Origin of the sequence: Bacillus cereus group sp. MYBK216-1 (genome assembly GCF_051916495.1) — a bacterium.
GTDB lineage: Bacteria > Bacillota > Bacilli > Bacillales > Bacillaceae_G > Bacillus_A > Bacillus_A thuringiensis_K.
On the sequence record NZ_JBQAGT010000003.1, the window covers coordinates 295,858 to 320,702 of the forward strand.

Here is a 24,845-nt window from a genome sequence, read left to right on the forward strand (position 1 = left end):
CGAATACATTCAATATTATATATGTAGTATGCAGGAGATATAATGATAATTGGCGAAAATTTACAGTGAACTGATTGAATTTATAAGGAGTTATGTAAAATGAATTTAGAAAAAGCAAAACCAGTAAATGAAGAGGTCGCTGAATTAAAGGAACTAATTAAAGAGTTACACGGAAGTGTACATCAACTGCAAAGCGAAGTGCAGCAACTAAGGCACGAAAGACCAGTTGTTGAAGTGAGAAAAGGTGTTCAATTATCACCAACAATTGTCGGACAAATTGGTGGTATGATTTTAGGTGGGTTAGCAATTATCGGTATATTTTGGTGATGAAAAAAGGTTTGCAGCACGATGCTGCAAACCTTTTGTATTTGACGATATAATTTCATGCAATACAACTTTTACATTAAATAACGTAAATATATATAACCATGTGATAACAAGAGTGCAACAATGGTTAATGGTAAACCAATTTTTAAGAAGTCCATATAAGAGAAAGCATGTCCTTCACGTTTTGCAATACCAGCAACGACTACGTTTGCAGATGCTCCGATTAGCGTTCCATTTCCTCCTAAGCAAGCTCCAAGAGATAACGCCCACCATAGTACTTCGATTTGCGGAGAATCGACAGATAGTCCGAGTCCTGTAGCTAAGTCTTGAATAAGAGGAATCATCGTAGCGACAAATGGGATGTTGTCGATTGTCGCAGATGCGATGCCAGATACCCATAAAATAAGTATAGCTGCGAATCCGATGTCACCGTTTGTTACGCCGATTACTTCTTTTGCAAGTGAAGAGATAAGTCCGATATCAATTAACCCGCCAACGAGAACAAATAGTCCGGCGAAGAAGAAAATGGTTACCCATTCAACGTGGGCAAATACATCTTCAATATCATGTTCTTTCACGCCGATTAACATAAGAAGTGTAGCGCCTGTCATCGCGATAACAGCAGCGTCTACATGAATAATCGAATGAAGTACGAAGCCTAAAATAGTTAGTCCTAAAATCGAAATAGATTTTAAAAGGAGGCTTTGATCTTTAATGTAATCTTTTTCGTTTAATGCCATTAGTTTTTCGATTTGTTCAGGTGTTGTTTTTAGTTTGTTACGATACATGAAGTAAATAATGCCAAGTGTCACGATAGAAATAATAATTACGATTGGAGCTAAGTTAAGTAAAAAGGCGTTAAAGTCTAAATGCTTGTTTGCTGATCCAATCATAATATTAGGTGGATCACCGATTAATGTTGCTGTTCCGCCTATATTTGAAAACAGCACTTCTGAAATCAAATAAGGCACAGGATTTACTTTTAAAATACGTGTAATGGATAATGTAACAGGAACGATTAATAAAACAGTCGTTACATTGTCCAAAAATGCTGATCCGACAGCAGTTAATAGGGATAGTAATAATAAAATGCGAATCGGTTTTCCGCCAGCTGCTTTTGCCGCTTTAATGGCCACAAATTCAAAGACGCCTGATTGACTCGTAATATGTACGAGAATCATCATCCCAATTAAAAGGGTAATCGTTTCCCATTGAATATGTGATGTGAAAGCAGTATGTAAATCTACAACTCCAAAAATAATCATAATAGCAGCACCGAATAGTGCGATTACAGCACGATTCAATTTCTCAGAAATAATAAATCCGTACGTGATTAAAAATACGGCAATTGCAAAATAATATTGCCAATTTGCTACTTCATGTGCTGATTGTTCCAACCATGTCACCTTCTTTAAATTATGTATTCAATTGTCGAAATGTATCTCGCTGCAATAATGCGGGATAAAATATATTGTAGCAAATTCAAAAAAGAAAGAAAACTATTTAACAAAGTGAAGGAAAAAATGTATTTTTTACATATCATATAAAAAATATAAAAAACACAGTGCAAATTATTAGGAAAAGTGAGCGTTGTCCTCTAATATAGAGATAGCAATTTACATTATTTTTGCGTAAAATGGTTTAAAGAGGTGAATTCCGATGGAAATAGTAAAAGATAGTTCTCTTATTCAAAATGAAATTGAACGTTTTGTAAATAAAGATGTATATATTCATTTAGAAACGACAAACGGAGCGTATGCATCACACATAAATGAAAAGATGATGACAGTTGGTGCTTTCATTCGAAATGCAATTATCCGTTTTGAACGCGGGAAGATAACTGGAACAAATCCATACCGAGTTGGTCTAAAAATGGATCACGGTTGGGTATATGCTGAAGGTATTACGCACTGGGAAGTAGATGGTCAAGAGCGTTTATTACTAGCTGGACATGATAATTTAGGTCGTCTAGCAGTTGCACTTGAGTTAAGCTTAACACCATTTAAGTAAGAAGGAGGGAAACTTATGGAGAGACATGTACTTGTTGTATTTCCGCATCCAGATGATGAAGCATATGCTGCGGGAGGAACAATTCGCTTATTAACAGATCAAGGAGTACCTGTAACATATGCATGTGGTACTCTAGGACAAATGGGACGTAACATGGGTAAGAACGTATTCGCTAACCGTGAAACGATTCCAAATATCCGTGAGAAAGAATTGAAAGATGCTTGTGAAGCGATGGGCATTAAAGATTTAAGAATGCTTGGCTTCCATGATAAAACGTTAGAATTTGAAGATGTTGATTTCGTTGCTGACAAAATTGAAGCAATCATTCAAGAAGTAAATCCATCTCGAATTATTACATTTTATCCAGAGCACGGTGTACATCCAGATCATAATGCATTTGGCCGCGCTGTCGTTCGCGCTGTATCACGTATGCCAAAAGAAGAGCGCCCAGTTATCCATGCTGTTGCGATTACGAAAAATCGTGAAGCAGTATTAGGAGAACCGGATGTTGTAAATAACATTAGTGAAGTATTTGATCATAAATTAACTGCATTAGGTGCGCACCGTTCACAAACAGAAGCAATGCTGGAAGATACGCATGCAAAAATAAAAAACAAAGATGCAGCAACATTAAAATGGCTGCAACTTGAACAGTTTTGGACTTATAAATGGGAGTAGGCTAGAAGGATACCTTCTAGTTGCTCTTACATAGAAAAAGCGCCGTCACTTGTGATGGCGCTTTTTCTTGTTGAAGACTATATATTTTTTAGGGTGCTTCAAAATTTTTAAATTAACGTGCAGTATAGCCTCCATCAACAAGAAGTGTTGTACCGTTAACAAAACTAGCATCATCACTTGCTAAAAATAAGACAGCTTTAGCGACTTCTTCTGGTGTTCCAAGTCTGCCTTGCGGATGAAGTGAAGCTAAATATTCTTTCTGTTGAGGATTAACACTACCTAGTAAAGGGGTGTCAATATAACCAGGGCACACCGCATTAATACGTATTCCATATTTAGCGTAGGCAGTACATAAATTTTGAGTTAATAGTTTCACACCACCTTTTGCAGAGGAGTATGCTGTTGGGGTAGGTAATGAAACAAAACTATGAATCGAACCAGCGTTAACGATGACACCACCTGTACCTTGTTTAAGAAATTGTTCAATCGAATATTTATCAGAAAGGAATACCCCAGACAAATTAATATCAATAGTTCTTTTCCATTTTTCATAGGATAATTCGTTTGCCGGTGCATCATCAGCAACGCCGGCATTGGCATACATAATATCTAATTTACCGTATGTACTTACTGTCTCATGAATTAGCTGTTTAATATCTGCCTCTTTTGTTACATCAGTTTTAATAAATAACGTAGTATATCCATGTGCATTCAATTCATCTGATAGTTCTTTTCCACGTTCAGAAAAGTCAGCAATAACTACTTTTGCACCTTCTTCGATAAAAAGACGAACAGTAGATTTGCCAATTCCACTTGCACCACCAGTTATGATTGCTACTTTGTCTTTTAATTTCATATAAACCTCTCCATTCATCAATGAATTTAAGTCGAATTTTTAAATCTTGTTACTAAACTATTAACCTTAAATAGTAAGTTTATAGAAGAAAAAGCTCGCGTTTACTTAATCGTGAGAGTACTATTTGTGTCTTTATCCCGCTATTTGCCGGGCAGTAAGACCCGCACCTCAAAATTCAGCGGAAGCAAAGACGTTAGGTGGGGGCAGGCTACCTGTAAAAGCACGATTGATTAAAGTTTCACTTTATTGTACTTATTGATACAGTGATGCATGAAATTATTAATTTGGTCAATTTTATCATTAGATTGAATATTTGGTAAAGAGCCTTCGAACAGAGTGAGTGTGGATGCTGAAAAATTAAAATAAATATTCAGTATTATTTGTAGGGTAAGGAACAAAGGGGAGAGATAACTACTACGCTAGTTAAATAGGAGAAAGCCTTGCAGGGGGGCAAGGCTTTAAACAGGGTATTAAAAATTATTGATTTATTAAGAATAACTTCTTCTTGTGAATAAACTAATTTTAGCATGATAACTCATATATATGTGTTACGAATTTGTGAATAAAAACTCAATGATAAAAGTATGAGTGAAAGGAAATAAGGTATTTGGGATATGCATTATTACACAAAGTTCAGTTGAAATAGGGAGGAACATAAAAAAAGCGCAATGAGCAAAATAATTAAGAGACGAATTATACTAAAGATTAGTGAACGCCTACTATTTAATTTCTTTTTGTATTTAATTCTTTAGAACTGATTGTTAATAATGTATGTAAGAAGCGTATATTTTGAATTATTTAATAGAATAATATATATTTATATTGATTTAATGATTTTAGTTTGTTAAAAATGGGGAAATCGATATGAAGGTTAAATTTGCCGTAATAAAAGATGAGAGCTTTGATTGTAGTTTATTGGAAACAAAATTATTGAAAACTTTTAAAGAAGTAGATTGTGAAGCAGATATTGTAAAGGTTGAGAATGAAATTTTTGAAAACAATGATGTACAAACGCATTTATCAGAAATAACCATTCATGTTACTGGAAAAAATATTGGATATAGATCCGTTTCAGCCAGTATATTTATTGTTCTAGAGAGTTTATCAATACAGCTATTTCGTATTCATATTAGTATATTTTAAGCAGTTCAAAAAGTGGATTCTTCAGAAAATCATACTGATTATATTAAGTTGTAAATATGAAAACAATAGAAATTATCGTAGGTGCTCCCGAATGTTGGATTGCACCTTGTTTGTTGTTAAATAAACAGGGGATTCCTTTTCTAATTTTAATGTATCTTAACGCTAATTCATAAATAGAAGAATGGAAACATGTGAGTGATTCAATTAGATTGTACAAATAATTTGGTACGCTGATATACGGAATGTATTCACAGGTAAGAGGGTTGTCTCATAATATATATAGATTTTTCTATAAAGATGAACAGAGGGTGTGAATATATGGAAGATGTTTACGCTAAAATTGACAGTCTCAAGGCGGAGCAAAAAGAAATTATGAGAGACATTCGAAATTTAGAAACGCGTACCACTATTAATGAGAAAGACATAGCAACAATCAATAAGCAATTAGAAAAAATAAGTACAAACACTACTTGGATTTTGCGAATTATTATTAGCGCGATAATAATGTCAGTTTTAGGATTGATATTAAAAGGGATGATTTAAAAGAAAGAGGGGAGCTCCCTCTTTCTTTTATGTAAATGAGAAACTATAAATTTTCCGTTTCCTTTTCGTCTGCATACTTATCCTCTAAGGAAATTAATAGAGGGATTGATATAGTTACAAGAATGATTAAAGTGGTGATAAAAGATTTAGAAAGAGAAAAAGAACCTTCAATTAAAGGTGATAAAAACTTGAATGAAAGTATACTTGTTATGAAGGAAATTACTAAAAAGCTAAAAAGAGATATATTTTTATTCTTTATAGATGTCTCTATAAAGTCTTTAACACAGGTTATTACGACAAATATAGTTAATATGATAAGAGAAACAAAATAATGTGTTAAATTCGTCATATTAATAGTAGGATCGTCTATTATGTAAGCAAGTAACTTAGATACTAATATTCCTCCAAACAATAAAATAATAAAAGCAAGTAATCCTTCCAATATATAAGTGCTGAAATTGTCTTTCTTGTTAAAGAGTTTATAGTTTAGAGTAGATTGGGTTATTTGAATTAGGAATAGGGTAATAATCCATACATAATATACAAATGGTAATTCTCCTGAGAATAGAGAAATTAGAAAGTTTACTACTGTCCTTAAAATTTCAATCATTACGAAAGTCCTCCTACTTGTTCAGCTTTATGACATTAGGAATATATGAGTATATCATTTTATAATTAGGTTTATAGATTCAAACTATTTCTAATTATTCCGTAATAAGGTGGTTATATCAAGTAGTTATCTTCTATGGCGTGTATTAGTTGTTCACTAATATAAAAAGAACATTTGAACGTTAATACTAGAAAAATAAAAGTAATATGTAATATAATTGAAAAAGTATATTTAAAAATCGATGTTAATATTACCCTCCTATAAGTATTAACATACGTAATTGAGGTGTTTTCTTTGTTGTTTTATGACCGGATTTCTATAATGGCCCCTCCTGTTCCGTAGCTAAGGAAAGTCTTTTTATTTCTGAGATTTTCAAAGTTATAGGAGGGTATGAAAAATGAAAAAAGTCTCAGTACCATCACTTTTGTTAATGATTATTCTTGTCGCATTTCCGCAAATTAGTGAAACGATTTACACACCGTCTTTACCGGACATTTCAAAGGCGTTACATGTAAGTAATAATGAGGTGCAGTTAACGCTTAGTGTGTATTTTGCTGGATTTGCTTTAGGTGTATTTTTTATTGGATGGCTATCAGATATAATTGGCCGTCGCCGGGCAATGTTATTTGGAATTGTCGTATATGGCGCTGGGAGTTTCTTATGCTTTATTGCAAATTCCATTGAAGTTTTATTGGTAAGTCGTTTTATTCAAGCGTTTGGAGCAAGTGCAGGATCAGTTGTGACGCAAACGATTCTTCGTGAAAGTGTAGAAGGGCATAAGAGGCATGTTATGTTTGCTCAAATCTCGGCAGTCATTGCTTTTACACCAGCGATAGGACCGTTAATTGGTGGCTTTCTTGATCAAATGTTTGGATTTAAAATAGTATTTTTAAGTTTAGTAGTTATGAGTATCGGTATTTTTCTGTATACGTTTGTTTCTCTTCCTGAAACAAAAACGGGCTCAGTAACGAATAAAATAAATGTATTTTCAGTCTTGAAGAGGTTAATTACAAATCCGAAAGTGATAACATATGGGCTGTTAATTGGAGGAGCAAATGGTGTTTTATTTAGCTATTATGCAGAAGCACCGTTTATCTTTATTGAATACTTTCAGTTATTACCTAGTACGTATGGGTTTTTAGGAATTGTTGTTGCGTCTGCTTCTATTGTTGGAGCGAAAGTTTCAAAGCGTTTACTTGCTACTTATAAACCAGAGAAAATTATATATATCGGTTGTCTTGTAATGACAGGGGGAGCTATCCTTTTATCTGTTATTACGTTTGTTGGATCAAATCCGAATGTAATATATACGGTTGTATTTTTAATAGCGATGTTTATATTGCTATTAGGAATTGGCATAGCGTTACCTAACTGTTTAAGTTTAGCGTTAGTAGATTTTCAAGATGTCATTGGTACAGCAGGTGCATTGTTTAGCTTAGGGTACTATGCAATTGTAACGATGACAATTTGGGGAATGAGTCAGCTGCATACAGGCTCATTAATGGTGATGCCACTTTATTTTCTGGTTATTGTAGTTATAATGGCAGTGTTTACTAGGGTGTTTATCTTTGGTAAGCAAACTTCGAAATCAATTTAAATATGAAATCATAAAAGAGTCTCATTTTTTAATGAGATTCTTTTATATTTTATTCCGTTGTTTTGAGGCAGAAAGGTTTCTGCCTCAAAATTTGGCTGGGGTAAAGAAGTTAGTAGTTTATTAATATATTAAATTTCTCATTGGTATATAAATTGAATGTGTGGGAAATTACGTTATTAACAATAAAGGCTGAAGTATTTAAGATATGAAACTAAGGAAAAAATGTTCTCCTCGGTTATTTATATTGTAATAATATACATGCCGGAATCATATTGAATAGATGTATTTTATTGTTAATTTAGTTAAAAATTAATCAGACTTATGTATAATAATTTATTGAAAAAATAATTGAATTTTTCAGATTAATGAATTAATATAAGGTAAGTAATTTTAAGATTTATAGAATATTGGAAGATGAAAGGTTTTGAGAATTTTATTAGGAGCGCAAAACGATTTTAGGATAGCTTTAAAGCTAGTGTAAAATGACGTTTGCTTCATCATTTTCAGGGCCAAAGGGAATTAGGGGAAAGCATCTTGTTTTAAAATGCGACGACTATGAATCATCTAAGAGGGGGAAGTGAAGTGGCAAACAAAGAATTGAAAAGAGGTTTAGAAGCACGTCATATTCAAATGATTGCTTTAGGCGGAACAATTGGTGTTGGTTTGTTTATGGGTTCAGCCAGCACGATTAAATGGACAGGTCCGTCAGTAATGCTTGCTTATGCAATTGCAGGTATTTTCATCTTCTTCATCATGCGTGCCATGGGAGAAATGTTGTATATGGAGCCAAGTACAGGCTCATTTGCGACATTCGGTCATAAGTATATTCATCCACTAGCTGGTTATATGACAGCGTGGAGTAACTGGTTCCAGTGGGTTATCGTTGGGATGTCAGAAATTATCGCGGTTGGAGCGTATATGCAATATTGGTTCCCAGATTTACCAGCTTGGATACCAGGTATAATTGCAATGGTTATTCTTGGTGCAGCCAACTTAATTTCAGTTAAGTCATTTGGTGAATTCGAATTTTGGTTTGCGATGATTAAAATCGTTACGATTCTGTTAATGATTATTGCGGGATTTGGCCTTATTTTCTTCGGGATTGGTAACGGCGGAGAAGCGATTGGCATATCTAATCTTTGGTCAAATGGCGGTTTCTTTACAGGTGGTTTTTCAGGATTCTTCTTTGCATTATCACTTGTAGTTGGAGCATATCAAGGTGTGGAATTAATCGGGATTACTGCTGGTGAAGCGAAAAATCCGAAGAAGACACTTACAAAAGCAATTCAAAGTACAATTTGGCGTATTTTAATTTTCTACATCGGTGCTATTTTCGTTATTGTAACTGTGTATCCGTGGGATCAATTAAGTACAATTGGTAGTCCGTTCGTAGCAACTTTTGCGAAAGTTGGTATTACGGCAGCAGCTGGACTTATTAACTTCGTTGTAATTACAGCGGCAATGTCTGGTTGTAATAGTGGTATTTATAGTGCTGGACGTATGCTTTATACGTTAGGGGTAAATGGACAAGCACCGAAATACTTCACGAAACTTTCTGGAAATGGTGTACCTTTATTCGGTACAGTTGGTGTAATTATTGGTTTGGCGGTTGGTGTTGTATTAAGTTATATCGCGCCGAAAAATTTATTCGTATATGTATACAGCGCAAGTGTACTTCCTGGTATGGTACCATGGTTCGTCATTTTAATTAGTCAAATTCGTTTTAGGAAAGAAAAGGGAGCAGAGATGAAAGATCATCCGTTCAAAATGCCGTTTGCTCCTGTTACAAACTATTTAACGATTGCCTTTTTAATTATGGTATTAATCGGAATGTGGTTTAACAATGATACTCGTATTTCACTAGTTGTAGGTATTATTTTCTTAGCTATCGTTACAATTAGTTTCTATGCTTTCGGAATAGGGAAGCGAGCTCCGTTAGACGTTCAAAATAATAAAGAGATTTCAAGTAAATAAAGAAGGGGGCTGTTCATCTGGAACAGCCTTTTCTTATTGTTGTTATTTGTCGATAAATCGGTACACCTTGTCGAATTGTTGATATAATTTGATTTGTGATAGATATATTTGAAAAATTGTTGATATATTGTACGTTATGATAGATATATTCGAAAAATCGTTAATATAATTTCACATACTATCTGTCACTATCATGATTAAAATTTCTCTAATACGATTTTCCCTATGGTGTGCCCGCTTTCAAGTAGTGCATGTGCTTTCTTTAAGTTTTCAGCGTTAATCGGTGTTAATGTTTCATTTAAAGTAGTCTTTAAAATGCCTTCATCTAGTAGTTCGCTTACTTTATTTAATAGTTCGTGCTGCGTAATCATATCGCCAGTTTCATACATCGCTTTTGTAAACATAAACTCCCAAACGAGTGTAGCACTTTTACTTTTTAAAATACCCATTTCAAGAGGGTGTTCATTTTCTACGATAGAGCAAATTTTGCCTTGTGGTTTAATAAGGTCACATATTGCTTGCCAATGTTGATCTGTATTGTTTAAGCAGAAAATATAATCTACATCGCTGAATCCAAGGCTTTGTAATTGCTCTTTTAAAGGGGTATGATGGTCAATTGTATGGTCAGCTCCAAGCTTTTTAACCCAGTCTATCGTTTCGCCGCGGGAAGCAGTTGCGATTACATTTAGTCCAGCCCATTTCGCAAGTTGAATTGCGATTGAACCGACACCACCAGCTCCGCCGATAATTAAAATGTTTTTAAATGAGTTCGTATCTTTTTTAGTATGATCAATGCCTAAACGTTCAAATAAACCTTCCCATGCTGTAATCGCTGTTAAAGGAATTGCGGCGGATTCAGCATCATGTAACGTTTTTGGTTTCTTACCGACAATTCTTTCATCAACTAAATGATATTCACTATATGTACCTTGTCTCGTAATGCTTCCAGCGTAAAATACTTCGTCTCCTTCTTTAAATAATGTACAACTTTCGCCAGTTTGTACAACAACACCACTAGCATCCCAGCCAAGTATTTTTGGTGCATCTTCTTTTTTATCTTTCGGAGAGCGGACCTTTGTATCAACTGGGTTAACGGAAATAGCGTTAATTTTCACGAGTATATCTCTTCCTGTGGCAACAGGTTTTTCAATTTCCAGATTAATTAAACTGTTTTCTTCTTCAATAGGTAAGTATTCATGTAAACCAATTGCTTTCATTTGTAATCCCTCCATTAAAGTAAGAATCATTTACCTCTATATTATAGATGGTGAAATACTGCTATGTAAAAAAATACCCTCTTTTTTATGTAAGCTGTACTGATAGTCTAGAAGGAGTTTATTTCTAAAAAGAAGAATTTTTTACTGTATTACTTTATCCAAAACTAAATGTAAAGGTGGATACATAATGACAGTAAAGAAACTTTATTTCATCTCAGCAGGTCGTTGCATGTTGGATCATTCGTCTGTTAACAGTGCGTTAACACCGGGGAAACTATTAAACTTGCCGGTGTGGTGTTATCTTCTGGAGACGGAAGAAGGTCCTATTTTAGTAGACACAGGTATGCCAGAAAGTGCAGTTAATAATGAAGGGCTTTTTAACGGTACATTTGTTGAAGGACAGATTTTACCGAAAATGACTGAAGAAGATAGAATCGTGAATATATTAAAGCGTTTAGGGTATGAGCCAAACGACCTTTTATATATTATTAGCTCTCACTTACATTTTGATCATGCAGGAGGAAACGGTGCTTTTACAAATACACCGATTATTGTGCAGCGAACGGAATATGAGGCAGCACTTCATAGAGAAGAATATATGAAAGAATGTATATTACCGCATTTGAACTACAAAATTATTGAAGGGGATTATGAAGTGGTACCAGGTGTTCAATTATTGTATACGCCAGGTCATTCTCCAGGCCATCAGTCGCTATTCATTGAGACGGAGCAATCCGGTTCAGTTTTATTAACTATTGATGCATCGTACACGAAAGAGAATTTTGAAGATGAAGTGCCGTTCGCAGGATTTGATCCAGAATTAGCTTTATCTTCAATTAAACGTTTAAAAGGAGTTGTGGCGAAAGAGAAACCAATTGTTTTCTTTGGTCATGATATAGAGCAGGAAAAGGGTTGTAGAGTGTTCCCGGAGTATATATAGTGCAAAAAGTCATGAGTTCGCGTGCTCATGACTTTTTCGTTTAAATAATTTTTTTAAATAAATTATAAACTTTTTTTGAACTATCTTCGTTTAACTGATAGTACGTAAGGTTTACATCATCAGGAGTATCTTGCTGAGCAATCATCACTTCGCTGCTGTGATGATCAACTACCCATATGAAATATTTTTTATAAGTTCCATCTTCGAAAGTAATCCACATATCACAATCTATTAAGTCTGATCCTTCTTCATCTAATGTTAATTTGTCTTTTTTTGCGGTATTCATACTGTTAATAAACGTTTTTAATTCATCTGTTTTTGTGAGAAAGATATTCTTTTTTGTTTTAATTGATTCGACATGTATATCTTTTATTTCCTGTTTTCCTAAAAAAACAGGAGGCTCATTTGGATCTCGCGAGCTTGAAATAATAGTAGCTTTCTTTTTCGGCTTATTTGCAGTATACAGATCTTGAATAGATTTTCCCGAGTTTACAAACCATACAATTCCAGAAATAATTAATACGCTACCGAGCAGTAAAATGATTTTCTTAATAGAATATTCTCCTCTCTATTACTTCGTATGAAGAGCTTTTCTATTAATATATGATAGGGAGGCGCAAAGTATTATAGTTGAACTTGGTTATGCTTCACAGTTTTTACAGGGCGATCTACGAGTAAATTGTAAGTGAGACCAATTAGTACGAAAATGCCACCGATAACTTTGCCCATTGAGAGTTCATGCGACAAAATGAAATCAATGATAGTCCCCGCAAATAATTGTCCGATAAAGATGAGTAATGTTAAATAAAATGCTGATATTTTAGGAGTGATATAGTTCGATAGTGAAATGACGATAACGCCTACTAATCCGCCTAAGTACACAGCGATGGGAATAGATTGTAACGTCTGCATTGGAATATACAATGAATCTGAACTGAAAATTAAAAATAACATAGAGAAAAATAATCCAGTAATATAATTGAAAAACGTGCCTTCCCAATTTCCAATTTTTGCTGCTAAATTCGCGTTTATAATTCTAGCAACAACGATAGAAACACCAGCTAAAATAGCGATCGTAATATATAACATTTTTTTGCCTCCATTAATAAATTGTCATGATTATAATTCCGGAAGAGATGAAACATAATCCAATTAGTTTTTTCTTTTCAAACTTCGCAACTTTCATTCCTAATAAGCCGAAATGATCAATAACGATGGAAGCGATAGATTGACCGAGTAAACTTAATGCAATCGTAATAGAAGCACCAAGGACGGAGAAACTTATATTATTAAAAAGGACAGTGAATACTCCAATCGCTCCAGCGCTATATAAAAAAAGCGGAATACTTTTATCAAAATGAATTTTATTTTTGTTTATGATTAAAATGAAGATAACTGCAATTAAACCGACAAGGTGAATGACAATGCTTGCTGTATACTTCCCAATTAACTCAGATAAAATCCCATTCAGTGGAAGCATAACGGCGATGAGCACACCAATAAAGACAGAAAGAAAGTTATACAATGTAATATCCCCTTTAATTTTCATATTTGTAATGACTGTATCATGCTGAAATTGTGTATTACTATGACATATGTCATAGTGGAAGAAGAAAATTTTGATTACAATGGGGATGAGTGGTAAAGGCGGGGGAACTATGAAGAAAGTATGTAATTCAATTAAATTAGCAAAGTATATGAAACAAAATAATATTGATTCATTTTTTAGTAATGATATGAAACCGTATATGGAACTTATATTTTTTAAAAAGAATGAGTTTATTTGTAGAGAAAATGAAGAGATAGATTATTTATATTTTTTCGTTGAAGGAAAAGCGAAAGCGTTTAATACATTAAGTAATGGGAAATCTGTATTATTATGCTTTTATGATAGTTTGCAGTTGTTAGGAGATGTGGAGTTAATTCATTCTCAAAAGACTGCTTCAAACGTACAAGTAATGGCAGATTCATATTGTGTTGGTTTACCTTTAGGAAAAGTGAGAAATCAACTATTTCATGATGCGAAATTTTTACGATGTATTTGCGGATCGTTAGCACATAAATTAAACCGACTTTCAAAAAATAGTACTATTAATTTACTATATCCACTTGAAAATAGACTTGCGAGTTACATGTTAGCAGCAGGAGAACGAGCAGTTCAGCATGAAAATAGAATTGTGTTTAGTGGGAATTTAACGGAAATAGCGGAATTGTTAGGAACGAGTTATCGGCATTTGTTGCGAACATTAAATATTTTTTGTGATAAAGAGATAATAAAGAAGAACGATGGATGCTATGAAGTAGTAAACGTGGATGTTTTGAGGGAATTGGCTGCGGATGTTTATAAATAGGAGATGAAGTTATAAATGATTACACCTATATTTAGAATTTTTGATATTGAAAAAGCAAAACTATTTTACATAGGTTTTTTAGGATTTAAACTGGATTGGGAACATCGGTATGAGGAAAATATGCCATTATATATACAAATTTCGTTAGATGATACTGTGATACATTTATCAGAACATCATGGTGATGCCTCACCAGGTGGTGCGATTCGGATCAAAATAGATGATGTAAAGGATTATCATTCTGTATTATTAAGTAAAGAATATGTTTATTCGAAGCCGAATATAGAAAAAACACCTTGGGGTACAATTGAATTAACTGTAATTGATCCGTTTTTAAATAGAATTATATTTTATGAGGAAAAATTGTCGGAGTAGAAAGGATTCATATACAAATATTCATGGGTTAAGTAGTGTAGTTACGTGGTAAATGGAATGAAGAGTAGTTCATAAAGTAGTGAACTGCTCTTTTTCATGTTGTTAAACAGATTGAATTATTGAAAAATAAATCGTATGATAAAATACATGAACAAATGAGCATATATTCATTTGTTGTAAGGAGGAGGGAAAAGATGTTAGATGCAATCATTGTTGGAGCTGGTCAAGCGGGATTGACAATAGGATACTACTTGAAGCAGGCAGGATATAATTTTTTATTACTCGAGGCAGGAAACCGAATTGGTGATTCATGGAGAAATAGATATGATTCTTTGCGGCTCTTTACACCGAGTGAATATAGTAGTTTACCAGGTAGGATATTAAAAGGAGCAAGGAATGAATTTCCATATAAAGATGAAATTGCAACTTATTTAGAAGAATATGCAAGACATTTTCAATTACCGGTACAATTACAAACGGAAGTACTAAAAATAAAGAAAGAAAAAGAAATATTTGAATTACATACTCCTACAGAAGTTTTACAAACGAAAAAAGTTATTATCGCATCAGGTGGTTTTCAGCAACCATTTATTCCCTCAGTTTCAGCAAATCTATCATCACATATTTTTCAAATACATTCATCACAATATAGATCATCATCGCAAATTCCACAGGGGAAGGCACTTGTAGTAGGTGGCGGAAATTCAGGAATGCAAATAGCAGTAGAACTTGCAAAAACGCATGAAGTTACGGTGTCTATTAGTAATACTTTAACGTTTTTACCGTTACAACTTTTTGGAAAAAGTATTTTTAATCTGCTAGAAAAAGTGGGTTTATTGTACGCTGAAATAAATACAAAGAGGGGAAGATGGTTTCAGAAGAGAAAGGACCCTATTTTCGGTTTTGAAGGTAAGAAACTTATTCGTAATGGAGCAATCAAACTGCAAGAAAAAGTAGTAAGTGCATCAGGAAATAACATTATGTTTCAGAATGGTGATACTTATAGTGCAGAAAGCGTTATATGGTCAACTGGTTTTGTACAAAATTATAATTGGATTGAAATTGAACAGGCAGTGAATGAGAAAGGATTTCCTAATCATATAAAGGGAATCAGTCCAGTAAAAGGATTGTATTATATCGGTTTACCATGGCAATCTCAAAGGGGTTCCGCACTTATTTGTGGTGTAGGAAAGGATGCAGCGTATGTACTTTCTGAAATCAAAAAAATAGATCAGTAGCAATAACTACTGATCATCCATATGTACATGAATTAGGAGAGGTCAAACATTTATTAACTTTATTATAATAGATTTTCATAGAATTAAAAACTGAAAATTCAAATTTCATGTTGAGAAAGTTTTTTGTATCGAAATATATGAAAAAATAGGGATTTTCATCCCACATTAACGGACAGTAAGGCCTCCACTGATTAAAGTTTCACTTTATTAAAAGGAAAAATGATATTTATATTTTAGTAAATTATGATATAGTCTAAATAAGTGTGTTTTTCCATAAATGTAATTTTTTTCATTGTAGTTTCGTTTATATAAGGGAAGGAGAAGTAATTATGAAGTTTGATGATCAACGCTTACTAGGAGTCCGATTAGGTTCTGTACTTGTGACAGAGGAAAATCAATATTTAGTAATTAAGAAAAAAGATCATTATGCACTATTAAATATACATAATTTAGAATGCACTCATGTTGAAGTGCAGTTAGAACATTTGGAAGAAATGTTACATGAAGATTTCCAGGAAAGTATAACGGAAATTATCGCACCAGAACATATAAAAATTGTTGCGAAAAATGTTATATAGATAAAGAAGCTGGAAGGAACAGCTTCTTTATTTTCATTATAAGGATAACGTTTTTACAACCTCACCAATGATCCCTTCCATTTGATGAACACCTAAATCGGAATTGGTCATAATAACAGCGCCATTCCCGCAGTATGGATAACAAACCATCATACATTGAAATCCGACGCCCCATCCGAGTGAATAAATCTGTAATTCTTCATTAGAATCATCTAGAAAAACACCTAATCCAGTCCATTTTGAGCAACCTTGAGGAGAAATCATGTCTAGTACTAATTTTTGAGAAAGTTTTAGTTTGCCCTTTCCTTGTAAGGAATGAATGATTTCAATGACTAAAGCTGATAAGTCAGTGAAATAAAACAAATGAAAGTTAGTAAGGGGGAACATTCATGGAATTCTGGATGGTTATACCGATAGTAGCCTTTGGTTTCATTTATATCGCTGAAAAATTAACTACAATTGAAAAGAAAAATGATGGGCGTTTAAAGAGAATTGAAGATAGATTACAATTAATTACGAAAGAATTGGGAATTGTAGAAAGAGAACCTGAAATTAATAAAGAACTACGTCAGCTTGTAGAAGAAGGCAAAAAAATTACAGCAGTTAAGAGAGTAAGAGAAGCTTTTGGTTTTTCCTTACTAGAAGCGAAGCAATATGTTGATAAATTATAAAAAAGATCACCCATTTGGGTGATCTTTTTCACTGCACCATGCGTGTATTTACATAAGCCGCGATTATAACGTGTCCAATTATAATGATAGGAAATAAGATTTTGGCATTAGGAGTAGTGAAGACACTACCGATTGTCGCAATGACACCAGCAATTAAATTATAAAGACCTACTATTTTTGATAGTGTCACTTTATCAAGCACGCGGCGTTCGTTGAATCCTGATAAGAGGCAAGTGTATTGTTTTACTCCGATGAAATAAGCTAGTGCAAATGAAATGATTGCTACTATGAATAATGATGGTGAAGCGAAGAGAGTCATTGCAAACACCTCCGTTAATGGGCTATAAATAAATTATAGTCTGAATGTTATAATTTAACAAAATACAATTTTGATTTTAAATGTAATAGAAAAATGGAGTATTTGTAATGAGGGGAGATTAAGTATGAATATTGTGGAGTTTCAGATTGAGACGACAAATTAACGAAGGAACTAATAGAAATGGTAGAAAAGAAATTTCAGAAGCGCGTAACGGATTTCATTATTACACATGCGCACGCTGATCGAATTGGCGGAATAAAAACGTTGAAAGAAAGAGGTATTAAAGCGCATAGTACAGCATTAACTGCAGAATTAGCAAAGAAAAATGGATATGAAGAGCCGCTTGGAGATTTACAAACAATTACGAGTTTGAAGTTTGGCAATACAAAAGTAGAAACGTTCCATCCAGGGAAAGGACGTACAGAAGATAATATTGTTGTTTGGTTGCCACAATATAAAATTTTAGCTGGAGGCTGTTTAGTGAAATCTGCGGAAGCAAAAGATTTAGGAAATGTTGCGGATGCGTATGTAAATGAATGGTCTACATCGATTGAGAATGTGCTGAAGCGATATGGAAATATAAATTCGGTAGTACCTGGTCATGGAGAAGTAGGAGACAAGGGATTACTTTTACATACATTGGATTTATTAAAATAAGAAATTGTAGAAATACAAAAGAAAGGAGAAATAATTTTCTCCTTTCTTTCTTCTAACTATATTTAAATGCTGAATCTGTCGATTACGTCAGCATATATTACTGAGATTTTAATTCCAAGTATACAAATACTAGTACTGTCATAATTGCAATAACAACGTAAGTAGCATCAAGCATTATAAGTGTTTTTAAAGTTTCAGTCATTCTAATTCACCCCTGTTATAAAAATATAACATGATCTTTTTATTGATTAGATAAGAGATCATAAAGATAAAATGTATATGAAATTTCTTAAGTAGTTTCTATATAAATATATCATATAAATAATGTAAGTAATGTTAAGATAGTGTAAATGTATTGTAAATAAAAAGCTTTACAATAAAGGCTTTAATAAAAAATGATAGTTCCTTAAAATAAAAAATACGCTATTCTTTCTATTGAATGATAGAAAAGGATGGCGTTTTTGTATGTCTATTTTCATATGTGATGAATTGCAACTATTTGTATAAGGATTCAAAAAATTTTCGTTGTATATATTTCTCCAAATTAATTATTTAGCTATTTAAAAGTATCGAAAGATGTGTGCACACTAATGTACATTTTTTAGTGTCAATAAAAATATTATGTCAACAATATGAACTGTCACAAATCTTTATATATTATTGTGATTGATATCACATCACTTTTTTTCAATGGGTATTATGCTTAAGGTGTAATGAATGATTGGGAGAGGGTGGGATGATATGTTTTGTTATCAATGTGAACAAACGCCAACAGGCGGATGTAAAGTGATGGGTGTTTGTGGTAAGAATGAAACGATTGCGAGTTTACAAGATACGATTGTGTTTGGGCTAAAAGGAATTGCAGCTTATCGCACACATGCTGCTCAGCTAGGGTATACGGATGCATTTGTAGATGCTACAACACAAGAAGCGTTATATATGACATTAACAAATTCTAATTTTAACGAACAAGAGCATATTGATATGGCTATGAAAGTTGGGAAATCAGCTTTACGGGTGATGGAGTTATTGGATGAGGCACATACGAATCATTTTGGTGTGCCAGAACCTGTACAAATTACACAAAATCGTGTAGAAGGTAAAGCAATTGTAGTTACGGGCCATAATTTATTTGCATTAGAAGAACTATTAAAGCAAACAGAAGGAAAAGACATTAATATTTATACGCATTCTGAAATGCTACCAGCACACGGATACCCGCAGCTGAAAAAATATAAACATTTAAAAGGAAACATCGGTAAGGCATGGTATGATCAAAGACGCCTTTTTGAAAAATTTACTGGTGCCATACTAGCTACAACGAACTGTGTTATGCCAATTAAAGGCTCGTACTCTGATCGATTCTTTTCATATGACATTGCAGGTTTAGAAGGTGTACAAAAAATTGAAAATGATGATTTTACAACGTTAATTCAAAAAACGCTAGAACTTCCAGAAGTACATATGGAGTCGGATGAACAGTTAGTGACAGGGTTTCATCATAATACAGTATTATCATTAGCTCCAGAAATTATTGACGCAGTAAAAAAAGGGAAAATAAAGCGTTTCTTTGTTATCGCCGGTTGTGATGCACCGGGAAAAGGCGGAGAATATTATCGTGAATTAGCAACGTCACTTCCGCCAGAAACGGTTATTTTAACAACTTCTTGCGGGAAATTCCGCTTTAATGATGTGGATTACGGTGTTGTACCTGGTACGGAAATTCCGCGTTACATTGATTTAGGACAGTGCAATAATTCAATTTCTACAGTGAAAATAGCGGCTGCTTTAGCTGATGCTTTTCAATGTGAAGTGAATGAATTGCCAGTAAGTATTGTCCTATCATGGTTTGAACAAAAAGCGGTTGCCATTTTACTAGGGCTATTTAGTCTTGGGATTCAAGATATTCGCATCGGTCCAAAGGCTCCTGAATTTATTTCAGCTGGCGTGCTTGATGTATTACAAGAAACATTTGGTTTAAAACTAATTACAAATGCAGCAGAAGATATGGCTATGATGTTATCGTAACAAAAAATGATCTGTCTTATTAAATAAGAAGAGCTAGCCATATTCATTAACTTTGGTATAGTATAGCGCCCCAAAACAAAAATGTAGAATTTTTATTTTGGGGTATTTTCTTTTCTTAGTGGGATAGGTATGGGGAAATTTAAAAAAAGAAAACAGACTGTATCGAATAGGTAATAGTTGATTTTAGAAAAAAATATAAAAATCGAGTTGACATTCATCGCTACTCAGTCATACAATGTACTTGTAATAAGCAATACTGAGTAGTGTTGTTTCTCAAAATATTTTCAGCAGACAATAGGTAATAGCGGATTTTAGAAAAAATTTGAAAATCAGTTGACATCTATCGCTACTTAGTCATACAATGTAGATGTAATAAGTGATACTGAATAGTTCGAATTCACAAAAACTGTTCAGTGAAAAATTCGCCTTAGTACTCTGTAATACTGAATATAAGTCAGACAGAATAGGGGGTAAAGGAGGATCAGAACATGGAAAATTTAACTGAAATGTTGAAAGGTTCACTGGAAGGGTGTGTGTTGGAAATCATTAGCCGCCGTGAAACGTATGGTTATGAGATTACTCGCCACTTGAATGATCTTGGGTTTACCGAAGTCGTGGAAGGAACGGTGTATACCATTCTCGTACGACTAGAGAAGAAAAAGCTTGTGAATATTGAAAAGAAACCATCAGATATGGGGCCGCCTCGTAAGTTTTATTCATTAAATGAAGCTGGTCGTCAGGAGCTTGAACTATTTTGGAGAAAATGGGATTTTGTATCGTCAAAAATTAACGTCTTGAAGTCAAACTAGCCTCATAATATAAAATGTTTCGGCTCATATTTGGAGAGTTTCTTGTTCTGCTTTATAAAAAGGAGGAAAATAACATGTTGGAAATATTCAAAAAATTAATCGGTGATAAAAAAGAGTACAGAATGATGATGGCACGTGTTGCAGCACTGCCAGAGGACTATCAGTTTGTGTTTAAGAAAATTCAAAACTATATGTGGAATTTTTCGACCGGAAACGGGATGGATATGCTGCACATTCAGTACGAATTAATCGATTTGTTTGAAGCCGGTGCAGCGGAAGGTAGACAAGTGCTAGATATTACTGGGGAAGATGTGGCATCTTTTGCTGACGAACTAGTGGCAAACGCTAAAACGTATGTCTCCAAATATCGTGAAGATTTGAATGAAAGTATTATGAAGAAATTGAGAAAAAAATAAATGCAATACGTAATACCGACTGATTAGCTGGTCATAAATGTGAACTACCGCCATCGCTATTCAGTTATATTTTTAACTCAGTACTAAGTGTTACAGAATATCAGTGGTACTAAATAGAGGGTATAGGTAATTTATTTTTGTAAGGGGGAAAAAGCATGAGCAATGCAGCGATTTCTGTAAAAGGATTAAAAAAATTTTTTAAAGACAAAGAAGTGTTAAAGGGAGTGGATTTTGATGTACAGCGTGGCGAAATTTTCGCACTGCTAGGCTCAAATGGAGCGGGAAAGACAACAACGGTCAACATCCTTTCGACGCTAATGAAGCAAGATGGCGGTGAGGTAAGCATTTGTGGATTTGATGTACAGCGCCAACCAGATCAAGTTCGTCAAAGTATCAGTTTGACAGGACAGTTTGCAGCTTTAGACGGCATGTTGACGGGGAAAGAAAACTTGATAATAATCGCTAAGTTACGTGGTGTTTCCAATCCCGTTCAAGTCGCTGACAATTTGCTTGAAAGATTTAGCCTGACTGATGCGGCAAACCAAAGGGCAGATCAGTATTCAGGCGGGATGAAGCGCCGGCTTGATATCGCGATGAGTTTGATCGGGGCGCCAGCAGTTATTTTTCTTGACGAACCAACGACTGGACTTGATCCTGAAGCGCGAATCGAAGTGTGGGATACAGTCAAGGAACTTGCCGGTAGCGGCACAACGATCTTGCTTACGACCCAGTACTTGGAAGAAGCCGAACAACTAGCAGACCGTATCGCTATTTTGCATGGCGGAAAAATTATTACGACAGGTACTCTTACTGAACTAAAAGAGATGTTCCCACCGGCAAAAGTGGAGTATATCGAGAAGCAACCGACATTGGAAGAAATATTCCTTGCGATTATTGGCAAAAAGGAGGAGATGTAAATGAAAAGTAAAACAGGTGTATTATTAGGTCGTTTAATGCGTAACATTATGCGCAGCCCGGATACAATTATTACAGTAGCGATTACGCCGATTATGATGATGCTATTATTTGTTTACGTATTTGGCGGGGCTATAAAGACAGGAACAGATAACTACGTCAATTATTTATTGCCGGGAATTTTGCTAATGGCTATCGCATCCGGTGTAGCTTACACTTCTGTGCGACTCTTTACTGATGTAAAGAGTGGGCTGATGGCACGTTTCATTACGATGCCTATTAAGCGTTCATCGATATTGTGGGCTCACGTTTTAACCTCTCTTGTTGCTAATGTACTTACTATCGTGGTGGTTATTCTTGTTGCATTATTAATGGGTTTCCGTTCCAGTGCTAATATTCTAGAGTGGCTCGCGGTAGCTGGAATACTTGGGATGTTTACGCTGGCGCTAACATGGCTAGCTATCATTCCAGGATTGAAAGCGAAGTCTATGGAAGGGGCGACTGCTTACTCGTACCCGCTAGTTTTTCTTCCATTTATTAGTTCGGCCTTTGTGCCTACCGAAACAATGCCAAAAATTGTTCGTGCGTTTGCAGAGAATCAGCCTGTAACTTCAATCGTGAATGCGATTCGTGCTCTTTTATATGAAGGAACTGTGGGTAACGATATTTGGATTGCACTCGCTTGGTGCGTAGGTATAATGGTCATCTCTTACTTTTTCGCCAGTAAAGCATTTAAACGTCAGTTAGGGTAAGAAACGAGATAAACGAAACCTTCAGGAATAATATATATTTAGAAAAGCACGGGAGATTTTCCGTGCTTTTATTATTTATCATGCTCTCATCGTAGTAAATGAAATGGTATTTAAAAATAGGATAATTATCCAGTGATAAAGCTTAATATTTGAGGCTCACTGCTTATGGAATGTATAAGCACACTCGTTTTTGTAAATCTGCTAATACTTCATCGGGTATTTCTTTGATTTTAATATCCTTCCCTAGAAAAAGCAGCCAATTTATTATTTCCGTCACTTCATCGGGATTGTTAACATTGATAAAAGTTTTTAAAATGGCTGTGGATTGGTAAGGATTAGTATAAGATATTGCAATTTTTAAAGGATGGTATTTTTTGAACTGGGCAATTGCTGTCGGACCAAGTTCAAGTACAAGGTTAATTGCTTCAGCCTTCTTACTTAGTTTTTCTAAAATCTTTTTCTTATTGAGCCTTTTATTCGTCGTGTACGGTTCGATATTGATGAGAGCATCGACAGGAAACATTAACTTCTTTTCTTCTTTTAAGTCAAATCCTTCAATGATCCAATGGCTTTTTTCTTGATAAAGGTGTAATAGATAAATTGGATAAGACTTAATTTCTTCATCTTCTTTAATGGTAATCAATAAATGGTTATCCAAAAGAAGGATTTGAATGAGTTTTTCTAACATAGGATGGGGGAGATCAGAAAGCTCAAGTAGATCGGGATTATGAGGATTAGTTCCTTGGAACAGCAAGAGTTGATTTAAAAGAACGAGGTCATCTTGCTGGGTTTCTGAGATGAGTCCTAGTAGTTTTTCAGCTAAAGATTGACGACTTTTTAGATAGGGAAGTTGTTGATTCCTCGTAGCCATAAAGGCAATAAAAAGAGCTTTCACTTCATTATCAGTAAAGCGAACAACGGGCAGGATAGAATTATGCATAACAAAATATCCACCCGTTCTCCCAACTTCAGCGACAAGTGGCATTCCCATAGCTTCAATTTCTCTAATGTCTCTAATAGCTGTCGATCGTGATATGTTAAATTCTCGTATGATTTCAGAAATTGTAAAGTGGGAGCGGTTGTTAATATACCGCATAATTGTATTAATCCGTTCAACTTTTTTCATTTTGGTCTCCTAAACAGTATCATTTTTTGACATGGTTTAAAGATATTATAAACGTATCAGATGAAAAGATAAATCGTTTGATTAATAAAAAAAGAGGCAGGTTTTGTATATGAAAAATTATACTATAGAAGAAAAAGATAGCTTTATTGTGTTAGGTATTGGAACTGAAATTAAGAGTGAGTACACAGACTTTGCTGGAATAAATAAAGAAAAGGAAGACTTTTGGTCGGCTGTTAAAGAAGATGGAAGGCTGGACACTTTAAAAGCTTTAGCGACAAATGAATACATTTTTTCTGTGAGCGAAGCGGTGAATAACAAAATGATGTATTATGCGGGTGTCATGACAGAAGCACAAATAGAAGAAGAATCTAGAGTGATTCAGTTTCCGAGGGGAGAATACTTAGTAGTAAAAGGGGAAGACAAAACAGCTGAAGAGTTAAGTAATAAGTTGACTGGCATCGCCTTCGGTCAAGCTTTACCAGATGCAAATGAGTTTGCTTATGTTGGTGGACCAAATACGACGGTTGAGATGGGGAAAAGAAACGGCTTAGTGTTTGGTGAAATGTGGATTCCAGTTGTAAGGAAGTAAAGTGATAAAAGATACGAATATGGGAAGTAGAGGCTAACAATCTTGGATTGTTGGCCTTTTTAACATGAATATAATATTCATATGTTTATTGTATTTTTTGCGACAAGATTAAATAGCTTTTTTGTT

Annotated in this window: 28 protein-coding genes and 2 pseudogenes; 20 read left to right on the forward strand and 10 right to left on the reverse strand. The window is 34.3% G+C overall.

The genetic code is table 11. The annotated features are described in order from the left end of the window. Window positions 1–99 precede the first annotated feature (99 nt). Window positions 100–327: a hypothetical protein gene (locus ACTFRH_RS11725; protein ID WP_001047304.1), complete on the forward strand. Its 228-nt coding sequence runs from the start codon at window positions 100–102 to the stop codon at window positions 325–327. Window positions 328–398: 71 nt separating this feature from the next. On the opposite strand, the gene ACTFRH_RS11730 is transcribed toward ACTFRH_RS11725, so the two are convergent. Then, complete coding sequence (locus tag ACTFRH_RS11730) at window positions 399–1,724, reverse strand: ArsB/NhaD family transporter (RefSeq protein WP_000437989.1); 1,326 nt, start codon at window positions 1,722–1,724, stop codon at window positions 399–401. Window positions 1,725–1,986: 262 nt separating this feature from the next. On the opposite strand from ACTFRH_RS11730, the gene ACTFRH_RS11735 reads away from it, so the two are divergent. Continuing rightward, window positions 1,987–2,337, forward strand: a complete 351-nt coding sequence (locus tag ACTFRH_RS11735; RefSeq protein WP_000407046.1) for a YojF family protein — start codon at window positions 1,987–1,989, stop codon at window positions 2,335–2,337. Between the two features lie 15 nt (window positions 2,338–2,352). Next, window positions 2,353–3,015, forward strand: coding sequence for a bacillithiol biosynthesis deacetylase BshB2 (gene bshB2 / locus ACTFRH_RS11740; protein ID WP_000439487.1), 663 nt, complete (start codon window positions 2,353–2,355; stop codon window positions 3,013–3,015). A gap of 112 nt (window positions 3,016–3,127) precedes the next feature. Here the strand turns inward: bshB2 and ACTFRH_RS11745 are convergent, their stop codons facing one another. Then, complete coding sequence (locus ACTFRH_RS11745; protein ID WP_000768028.1) at window positions 3,128–3,871, reverse strand: SDR family NAD(P)-dependent oxidoreductase; 744 nt, start codon at window positions 3,869–3,871, stop codon at window positions 3,128–3,130. An 864-nt stretch (window positions 3,872–4,735) separates the two neighbouring features. Between ACTFRH_RS11745 and ACTFRH_RS11750 the strand changes: the two genes are divergently transcribed. Next, the gene (locus ACTFRH_RS11750) at window positions 4,736–5,014 is read left to right on the forward strand and encodes a hypothetical protein (RefSeq protein ID WP_000865020.1); all 279 of its coding nucleotides are present in this window, start codon (window positions 4,736–4,738) and stop codon (window positions 5,012–5,014) included. A gap of 318 nt (window positions 5,015–5,332) precedes the next feature. Then, window positions 5,333–5,557 (forward strand): hemolysin XhlA family protein, encoded by a 225-nt coding sequence (locus ACTFRH_RS11755; RefSeq protein ID WP_000390462.1) that lies wholly within the window; start codon window positions 5,333–5,335, stop codon window positions 5,555–5,557. Window positions 5,558–5,600: 43 nt separating this feature from the next. On the opposite strand, the gene ACTFRH_RS11760 is transcribed toward ACTFRH_RS11755, so the two are convergent. Next, a complete protein-coding gene (locus tag ACTFRH_RS11760; RefSeq protein ID WP_000570039.1) occupies window positions 5,601–6,167 on the reverse strand; it encodes a DUF5823 family protein in 567 nt (188 codons plus the stop codon). A 397-nt stretch (window positions 6,168–6,564) separates the two neighbouring features. Here ACTFRH_RS11760 and ACTFRH_RS11765 point away from each other — a divergent pair, with 397 nt between their 5' ends. Then, on the forward strand, window positions 6,565–7,764 hold the full coding sequence (locus ACTFRH_RS11765) for a multidrug effflux MFS transporter (RefSeq protein WP_000757996.1): 1,200 nt from the start codon (window positions 6,565–6,567) through the stop codon (window positions 7,762–7,764). A gap of 582 nt (window positions 7,765–8,346) precedes the next feature. After that, window positions 8,347–9,738, forward strand: a complete 1,392-nt coding sequence (locus ACTFRH_RS11770) for an amino acid permease (RefSeq protein WP_001284407.1) — start codon at window positions 8,347–8,349, stop codon at window positions 9,736–9,738. 197 nt (window positions 9,739–9,935) lie between these two features. Here the strand turns inward: ACTFRH_RS11770 and ACTFRH_RS11775 are convergent, their stop codons facing one another. Next, entirely contained in the window at window positions 9,936–10,955 is a 1,020-nt protein-coding gene (locus ACTFRH_RS11775; protein WP_000643785.1) for a zinc-binding alcohol dehydrogenase family protein, read from the reverse strand. A 187-nt stretch (window positions 10,956–11,142) separates the two neighbouring features. Here ACTFRH_RS11775 and aiiA point away from each other — a divergent pair, with 187 nt between their 5' ends. Then, entirely contained in the window at window positions 11,143–11,895 is a 753-nt protein-coding gene (gene aiiA, locus ACTFRH_RS11780) for a quorum-quenching N-acyl homoserine lactonase AiiA (RefSeq protein WP_000216601.1), read from the forward strand. A 40-nt stretch (window positions 11,896–11,935) separates the two neighbouring features. Here aiiA and ACTFRH_RS11785 read toward each other — a convergent pair whose 3' ends face one another. The 3 genes from ACTFRH_RS11785 to ACTFRH_RS11795 all read right to left on the reverse strand — a co-directional run bounded on the left by ACTFRH_RS11785 (window position 11,936) and on the right by ACTFRH_RS11795 (window position 13,444). Beyond that, the gene (locus ACTFRH_RS11785) at window positions 11,936–12,430 is read right to left on the reverse strand and encodes a hypothetical protein (RefSeq protein ID WP_033703074.1); all 495 of its coding nucleotides are present in this window, start codon (window positions 12,428–12,430) and stop codon (window positions 11,936–11,938) included. A gap of 89 nt (window positions 12,431–12,519) precedes the next feature. Then, window positions 12,520–12,984: a DMT family transporter gene (locus ACTFRH_RS11790; protein ID WP_000965803.1), complete on the reverse strand. Its 465-nt coding sequence runs from the start codon at window positions 12,982–12,984 to the stop codon at window positions 12,520–12,522. A 13-nt stretch (window positions 12,985–12,997) separates the two neighbouring features. After that, entirely contained in the window at window positions 12,998–13,444 is a 447-nt protein-coding gene (locus tag ACTFRH_RS11795) for a DMT family transporter (RefSeq protein WP_003302139.1), read from the reverse strand. 109 nt (window positions 13,445–13,553) lie between these two features. Here ACTFRH_RS11795 and yeiL point away from each other — a divergent pair, with 109 nt between their 5' ends. The 4 genes from yeiL (at window position 13,554) to ACTFRH_RS11815 (ending at window position 16,437) form a co-directional block, all read left to right on the forward strand. After that, the gene (gene yeiL / locus ACTFRH_RS11800; RefSeq protein ID WP_033703578.1) at window positions 13,554–14,246 is read left to right on the forward strand and encodes a transcriptional regulator YeiL; all 693 of its coding nucleotides are present in this window, start codon (window positions 13,554–13,556) and stop codon (window positions 14,244–14,246) included. A 15-nt stretch (window positions 14,247–14,261) separates the two neighbouring features. Further along, the gene (locus tag ACTFRH_RS11805) at window positions 14,262–14,621 is read left to right on the forward strand and encodes a glyoxalase superfamily protein (protein WP_000632389.1); all 360 of its coding nucleotides are present in this window, start codon (window positions 14,262–14,264) and stop codon (window positions 14,619–14,621) included. Between the two features lie 194 nt (window positions 14,622–14,815). Further along, on the forward strand, window positions 14,816–15,859 hold the full coding sequence (locus ACTFRH_RS11810) for a flavin-containing monooxygenase (RefSeq protein ID WP_000882902.1): 1,044 nt from the start codon (window positions 14,816–14,818) through the stop codon (window positions 15,857–15,859). A 329-nt stretch (window positions 15,860–16,188) separates the two neighbouring features. Then, window positions 16,189–16,437, forward strand: a complete 249-nt coding sequence (locus ACTFRH_RS11815) for a hypothetical protein (protein WP_000666947.1) — start codon at window positions 16,189–16,191, stop codon at window positions 16,435–16,437. 36 nt (window positions 16,438–16,473) lie between these two features. Here ACTFRH_RS11815 and ACTFRH_RS11820 read toward each other — a convergent pair. Next, a pseudogene (locus tag ACTFRH_RS11820) lies at window positions 16,474–16,788 on the reverse strand (serine hydrolase domain-containing protein); the annotation flags it as partial. 38 nt (window positions 16,789–16,826) lie between these two features. On the opposite strand from ACTFRH_RS11820, the gene ACTFRH_RS11825 reads away from it, so the two are divergent. Next, a complete protein-coding gene (locus ACTFRH_RS11825) occupies window positions 16,827–17,108 on the forward strand; it encodes a hypothetical protein (protein WP_000397730.1) in 282 nt (93 codons plus the stop codon). Window positions 17,109–17,136: 28 nt separating this feature from the next. On the opposite strand, the gene ACTFRH_RS11830 is transcribed toward ACTFRH_RS11825, so the two are convergent. Next, window positions 17,137–17,427 carry a DUF3784 domain-containing protein gene (locus ACTFRH_RS11830; protein WP_000171767.1) on the reverse strand — a complete coding sequence of 97 codons (291 nt, stop codon included), beginning with the start codon at window positions 17,425–17,427 and terminating at the stop codon, window positions 17,137–17,139. Window positions 17,428–17,577: 150 nt separating this feature from the next. Between ACTFRH_RS11830 and bla the strand changes: the two are divergent. The 6 genes and pseudogenes from bla to ACTFRH_RS11860 all read left to right on the forward strand — a co-directional run. Beyond that, a pseudogene (bla, locus tag ACTFRH_RS11835) lies at window positions 17,578–18,084 on the forward strand (subclass B1 metallo-beta-lactamase); the annotation flags it as partial. A gap of 741 nt (window positions 18,085–18,825) precedes the next feature. Beyond that, window positions 18,826–20,112 carry a hydroxylamine reductase gene (gene hcp, locus ACTFRH_RS11840; protein ID WP_002082429.1) on the forward strand — a complete coding sequence of 429 codons (1,287 nt, stop codon included), beginning with the start codon at window positions 18,826–18,828 and terminating at the stop codon, window positions 20,110–20,112. A gap of 488 nt (window positions 20,113–20,600) precedes the next feature. Next, window positions 20,601–20,921: a PadR family transcriptional regulator gene (locus ACTFRH_RS11845; protein WP_000429484.1), complete on the forward strand. Its 321-nt coding sequence runs from the start codon at window positions 20,601–20,603 to the stop codon at window positions 20,919–20,921. A 74-nt stretch (window positions 20,922–20,995) separates the two neighbouring features. Next, window positions 20,996–21,337, forward strand: a complete 342-nt coding sequence (locus tag ACTFRH_RS11850; protein WP_000889650.1) for a DUF1048 domain-containing protein — start codon at window positions 20,996–20,998, stop codon at window positions 21,335–21,337. A gap of 155 nt (window positions 21,338–21,492) precedes the next feature. Further along, a complete protein-coding gene (locus tag ACTFRH_RS11855; protein ID WP_000063323.1) occupies window positions 21,493–22,254 on the forward strand; it encodes an ABC transporter ATP-binding protein in 762 nt (253 codons plus the stop codon). Then, the gene (locus ACTFRH_RS11860) at window positions 22,255–23,004 is read left to right on the forward strand and encodes an ABC transporter permease (protein WP_000837801.1); all 750 of its coding nucleotides are present in this window, start codon (window positions 22,255–22,257) and stop codon (window positions 23,002–23,004) included. 163 nt (window positions 23,005–23,167) lie between these two features. On the opposite strand, the gene ACTFRH_RS11865 is transcribed toward ACTFRH_RS11860, so the two are convergent. Further along, the gene (locus ACTFRH_RS11865) at window positions 23,168–24,130 is read right to left on the reverse strand and encodes a helix-turn-helix transcriptional regulator (protein WP_000755056.1); all 963 of its coding nucleotides are present in this window, start codon (window positions 24,128–24,130) and stop codon (window positions 23,168–23,170) included. 109 nt (window positions 24,131–24,239) lie between these two features. Between ACTFRH_RS11865 and ACTFRH_RS11870 the strand changes: the two genes are divergently transcribed. Continuing rightward, entirely contained in the window at window positions 24,240–24,719 is a 480-nt protein-coding gene (locus ACTFRH_RS11870; protein WP_000801038.1) for a GyrI-like domain-containing protein, read from the forward strand. The last annotated feature ends 126 nt before the right edge of the window (window positions 24,720–24,845 follow it).

Bases quoted from the DNA above. Each gene is read 5' to 3' on its own strand.
- ACTFRH_RS11725 (WP_001047304.1), top strand. From the start codon at position 100: ATGAATTTAGAAAAAGCAAAACCAGTAAATGAAGAGGTCGCTGAATTA.
- ACTFRH_RS11735 (WP_000407046.1), top strand. From the start codon at position 1,987: ATGGAAATAGTAAAAGATAGTTCTCTTATTCAAAATGAAATTGAACGT.
- bshB2 (WP_000439487.1), top strand. From the start codon at position 2,353: ATGGAGAGACATGTACTTGTTGTATTTCCGCATCCAGATGATGAAGCA.
- ACTFRH_RS11745 (WP_000768028.1), bottom strand. From the start codon at position 3,871: ATGAAATTAAAAGACAAAGTAGCAATCATAACTGGTGGTGCAAGTGGA.
- ACTFRH_RS11750 (WP_000865020.1), top strand. From the start codon at position 4,736: ATGAAGGTTAAATTTGCCGTAATAAAAGATGAGAGCTTTGATTGTAGT.
- ACTFRH_RS11755 (WP_000390462.1), top strand. From the start codon at position 5,333: ATGGAAGATGTTTACGCTAAAATTGACAGTCTCAAGGCGGAGCAAAAA.
- ACTFRH_RS11760 (WP_000570039.1), bottom strand. From the start codon at position 6,167: ATGATTGAAATTTTAAGGACAGTAGTAAACTTTCTAATTTCTCTATTC.
- ACTFRH_RS11765 (WP_000757996.1), top strand. From the start codon at position 6,565: ATGAAAAAAGTCTCAGTACCATCACTTTTGTTAATGATTATTCTTGTC.
- ACTFRH_RS11775 (WP_000643785.1), bottom strand. From the start codon at position 10,955: ATGAAAGCAATTGGTTTACATGAATACTTACCTATTGAAGAAGAAAAC.
- aiiA (WP_000216601.1), top strand. From the start codon at position 11,143: ATGACAGTAAAGAAACTTTATTTCATCTCAGCAGGTCGTTGCATGTTG.
- ACTFRH_RS11790 (WP_000965803.1), bottom strand. From the start codon at position 12,984: ATGTTATATATTACGATCGCTATTTTAGCTGGTGTTTCTATCGTTGTT.
- ACTFRH_RS11795 (WP_003302139.1), bottom strand. From the start codon at position 13,444: ATGAAAATTAAAGGGGATATTACATTGTATAACTTTCTTTCTGTCTTT.
- yeiL (WP_033703578.1), top strand. From the start codon at position 13,554: ATGAAGAAAGTATGTAATTCAATTAAATTAGCAAAGTATATGAAACAA.
- ACTFRH_RS11805 (WP_000632389.1), top strand. From the start codon at position 14,262: ATGATTACACCTATATTTAGAATTTTTGATATTGAAAAAGCAAAACTA.
- ACTFRH_RS11810 (WP_000882902.1), top strand. From the start codon at position 14,816: ATGTTAGATGCAATCATTGTTGGAGCTGGTCAAGCGGGATTGACAATA.
- ACTFRH_RS11815 (WP_000666947.1), top strand. From the start codon at position 16,189: ATGAAGTTTGATGATCAACGCTTACTAGGAGTCCGATTAGGTTCTGTA.
- ACTFRH_RS11825 (WP_000397730.1), top strand. From the start codon at position 16,827: ATGGAATTCTGGATGGTTATACCGATAGTAGCCTTTGGTTTCATTTAT.
- ACTFRH_RS11830 (WP_000171767.1), bottom strand. From the start codon at position 17,427: ATGACTCTCTTCGCTTCACCATCATTATTCATAGTAGCAATCATTTCA.
- hcp (WP_002082429.1), top strand. From the start codon at position 18,826: ATGTTTTGTTATCAATGTGAACAAACGCCAACAGGCGGATGTAAAGTG.
- ACTFRH_RS11845 (WP_000429484.1), top strand. From the start codon at position 20,601: ATGGAAAATTTAACTGAAATGTTGAAAGGTTCACTGGAAGGGTGTGTG.
- ACTFRH_RS11850 (WP_000889650.1), top strand. From the start codon at position 20,996: ATGTTGGAAATATTCAAAAAATTAATCGGTGATAAAAAAGAGTACAGA.
- ACTFRH_RS11855 (WP_000063323.1), top strand. From the start codon at position 21,493: ATGAGCAATGCAGCGATTTCTGTAAAAGGATTAAAAAAATTTTTTAAA.
- ACTFRH_RS11860 (WP_000837801.1), top strand. From the start codon at position 22,255: ATGAAAAGTAAAACAGGTGTATTATTAGGTCGTTTAATGCGTAACATT.
- ACTFRH_RS11865 (WP_000755056.1), bottom strand. From the start codon at position 24,130: ATGAAAAAAGTTGAACGGATTAATACAATTATGCGGTATATTAACAAC.
- ACTFRH_RS11870 (WP_000801038.1), top strand. From the start codon at position 24,240: ATGAAAAATTATACTATAGAAGAAAAAGATAGCTTTATTGTGTTAGGT.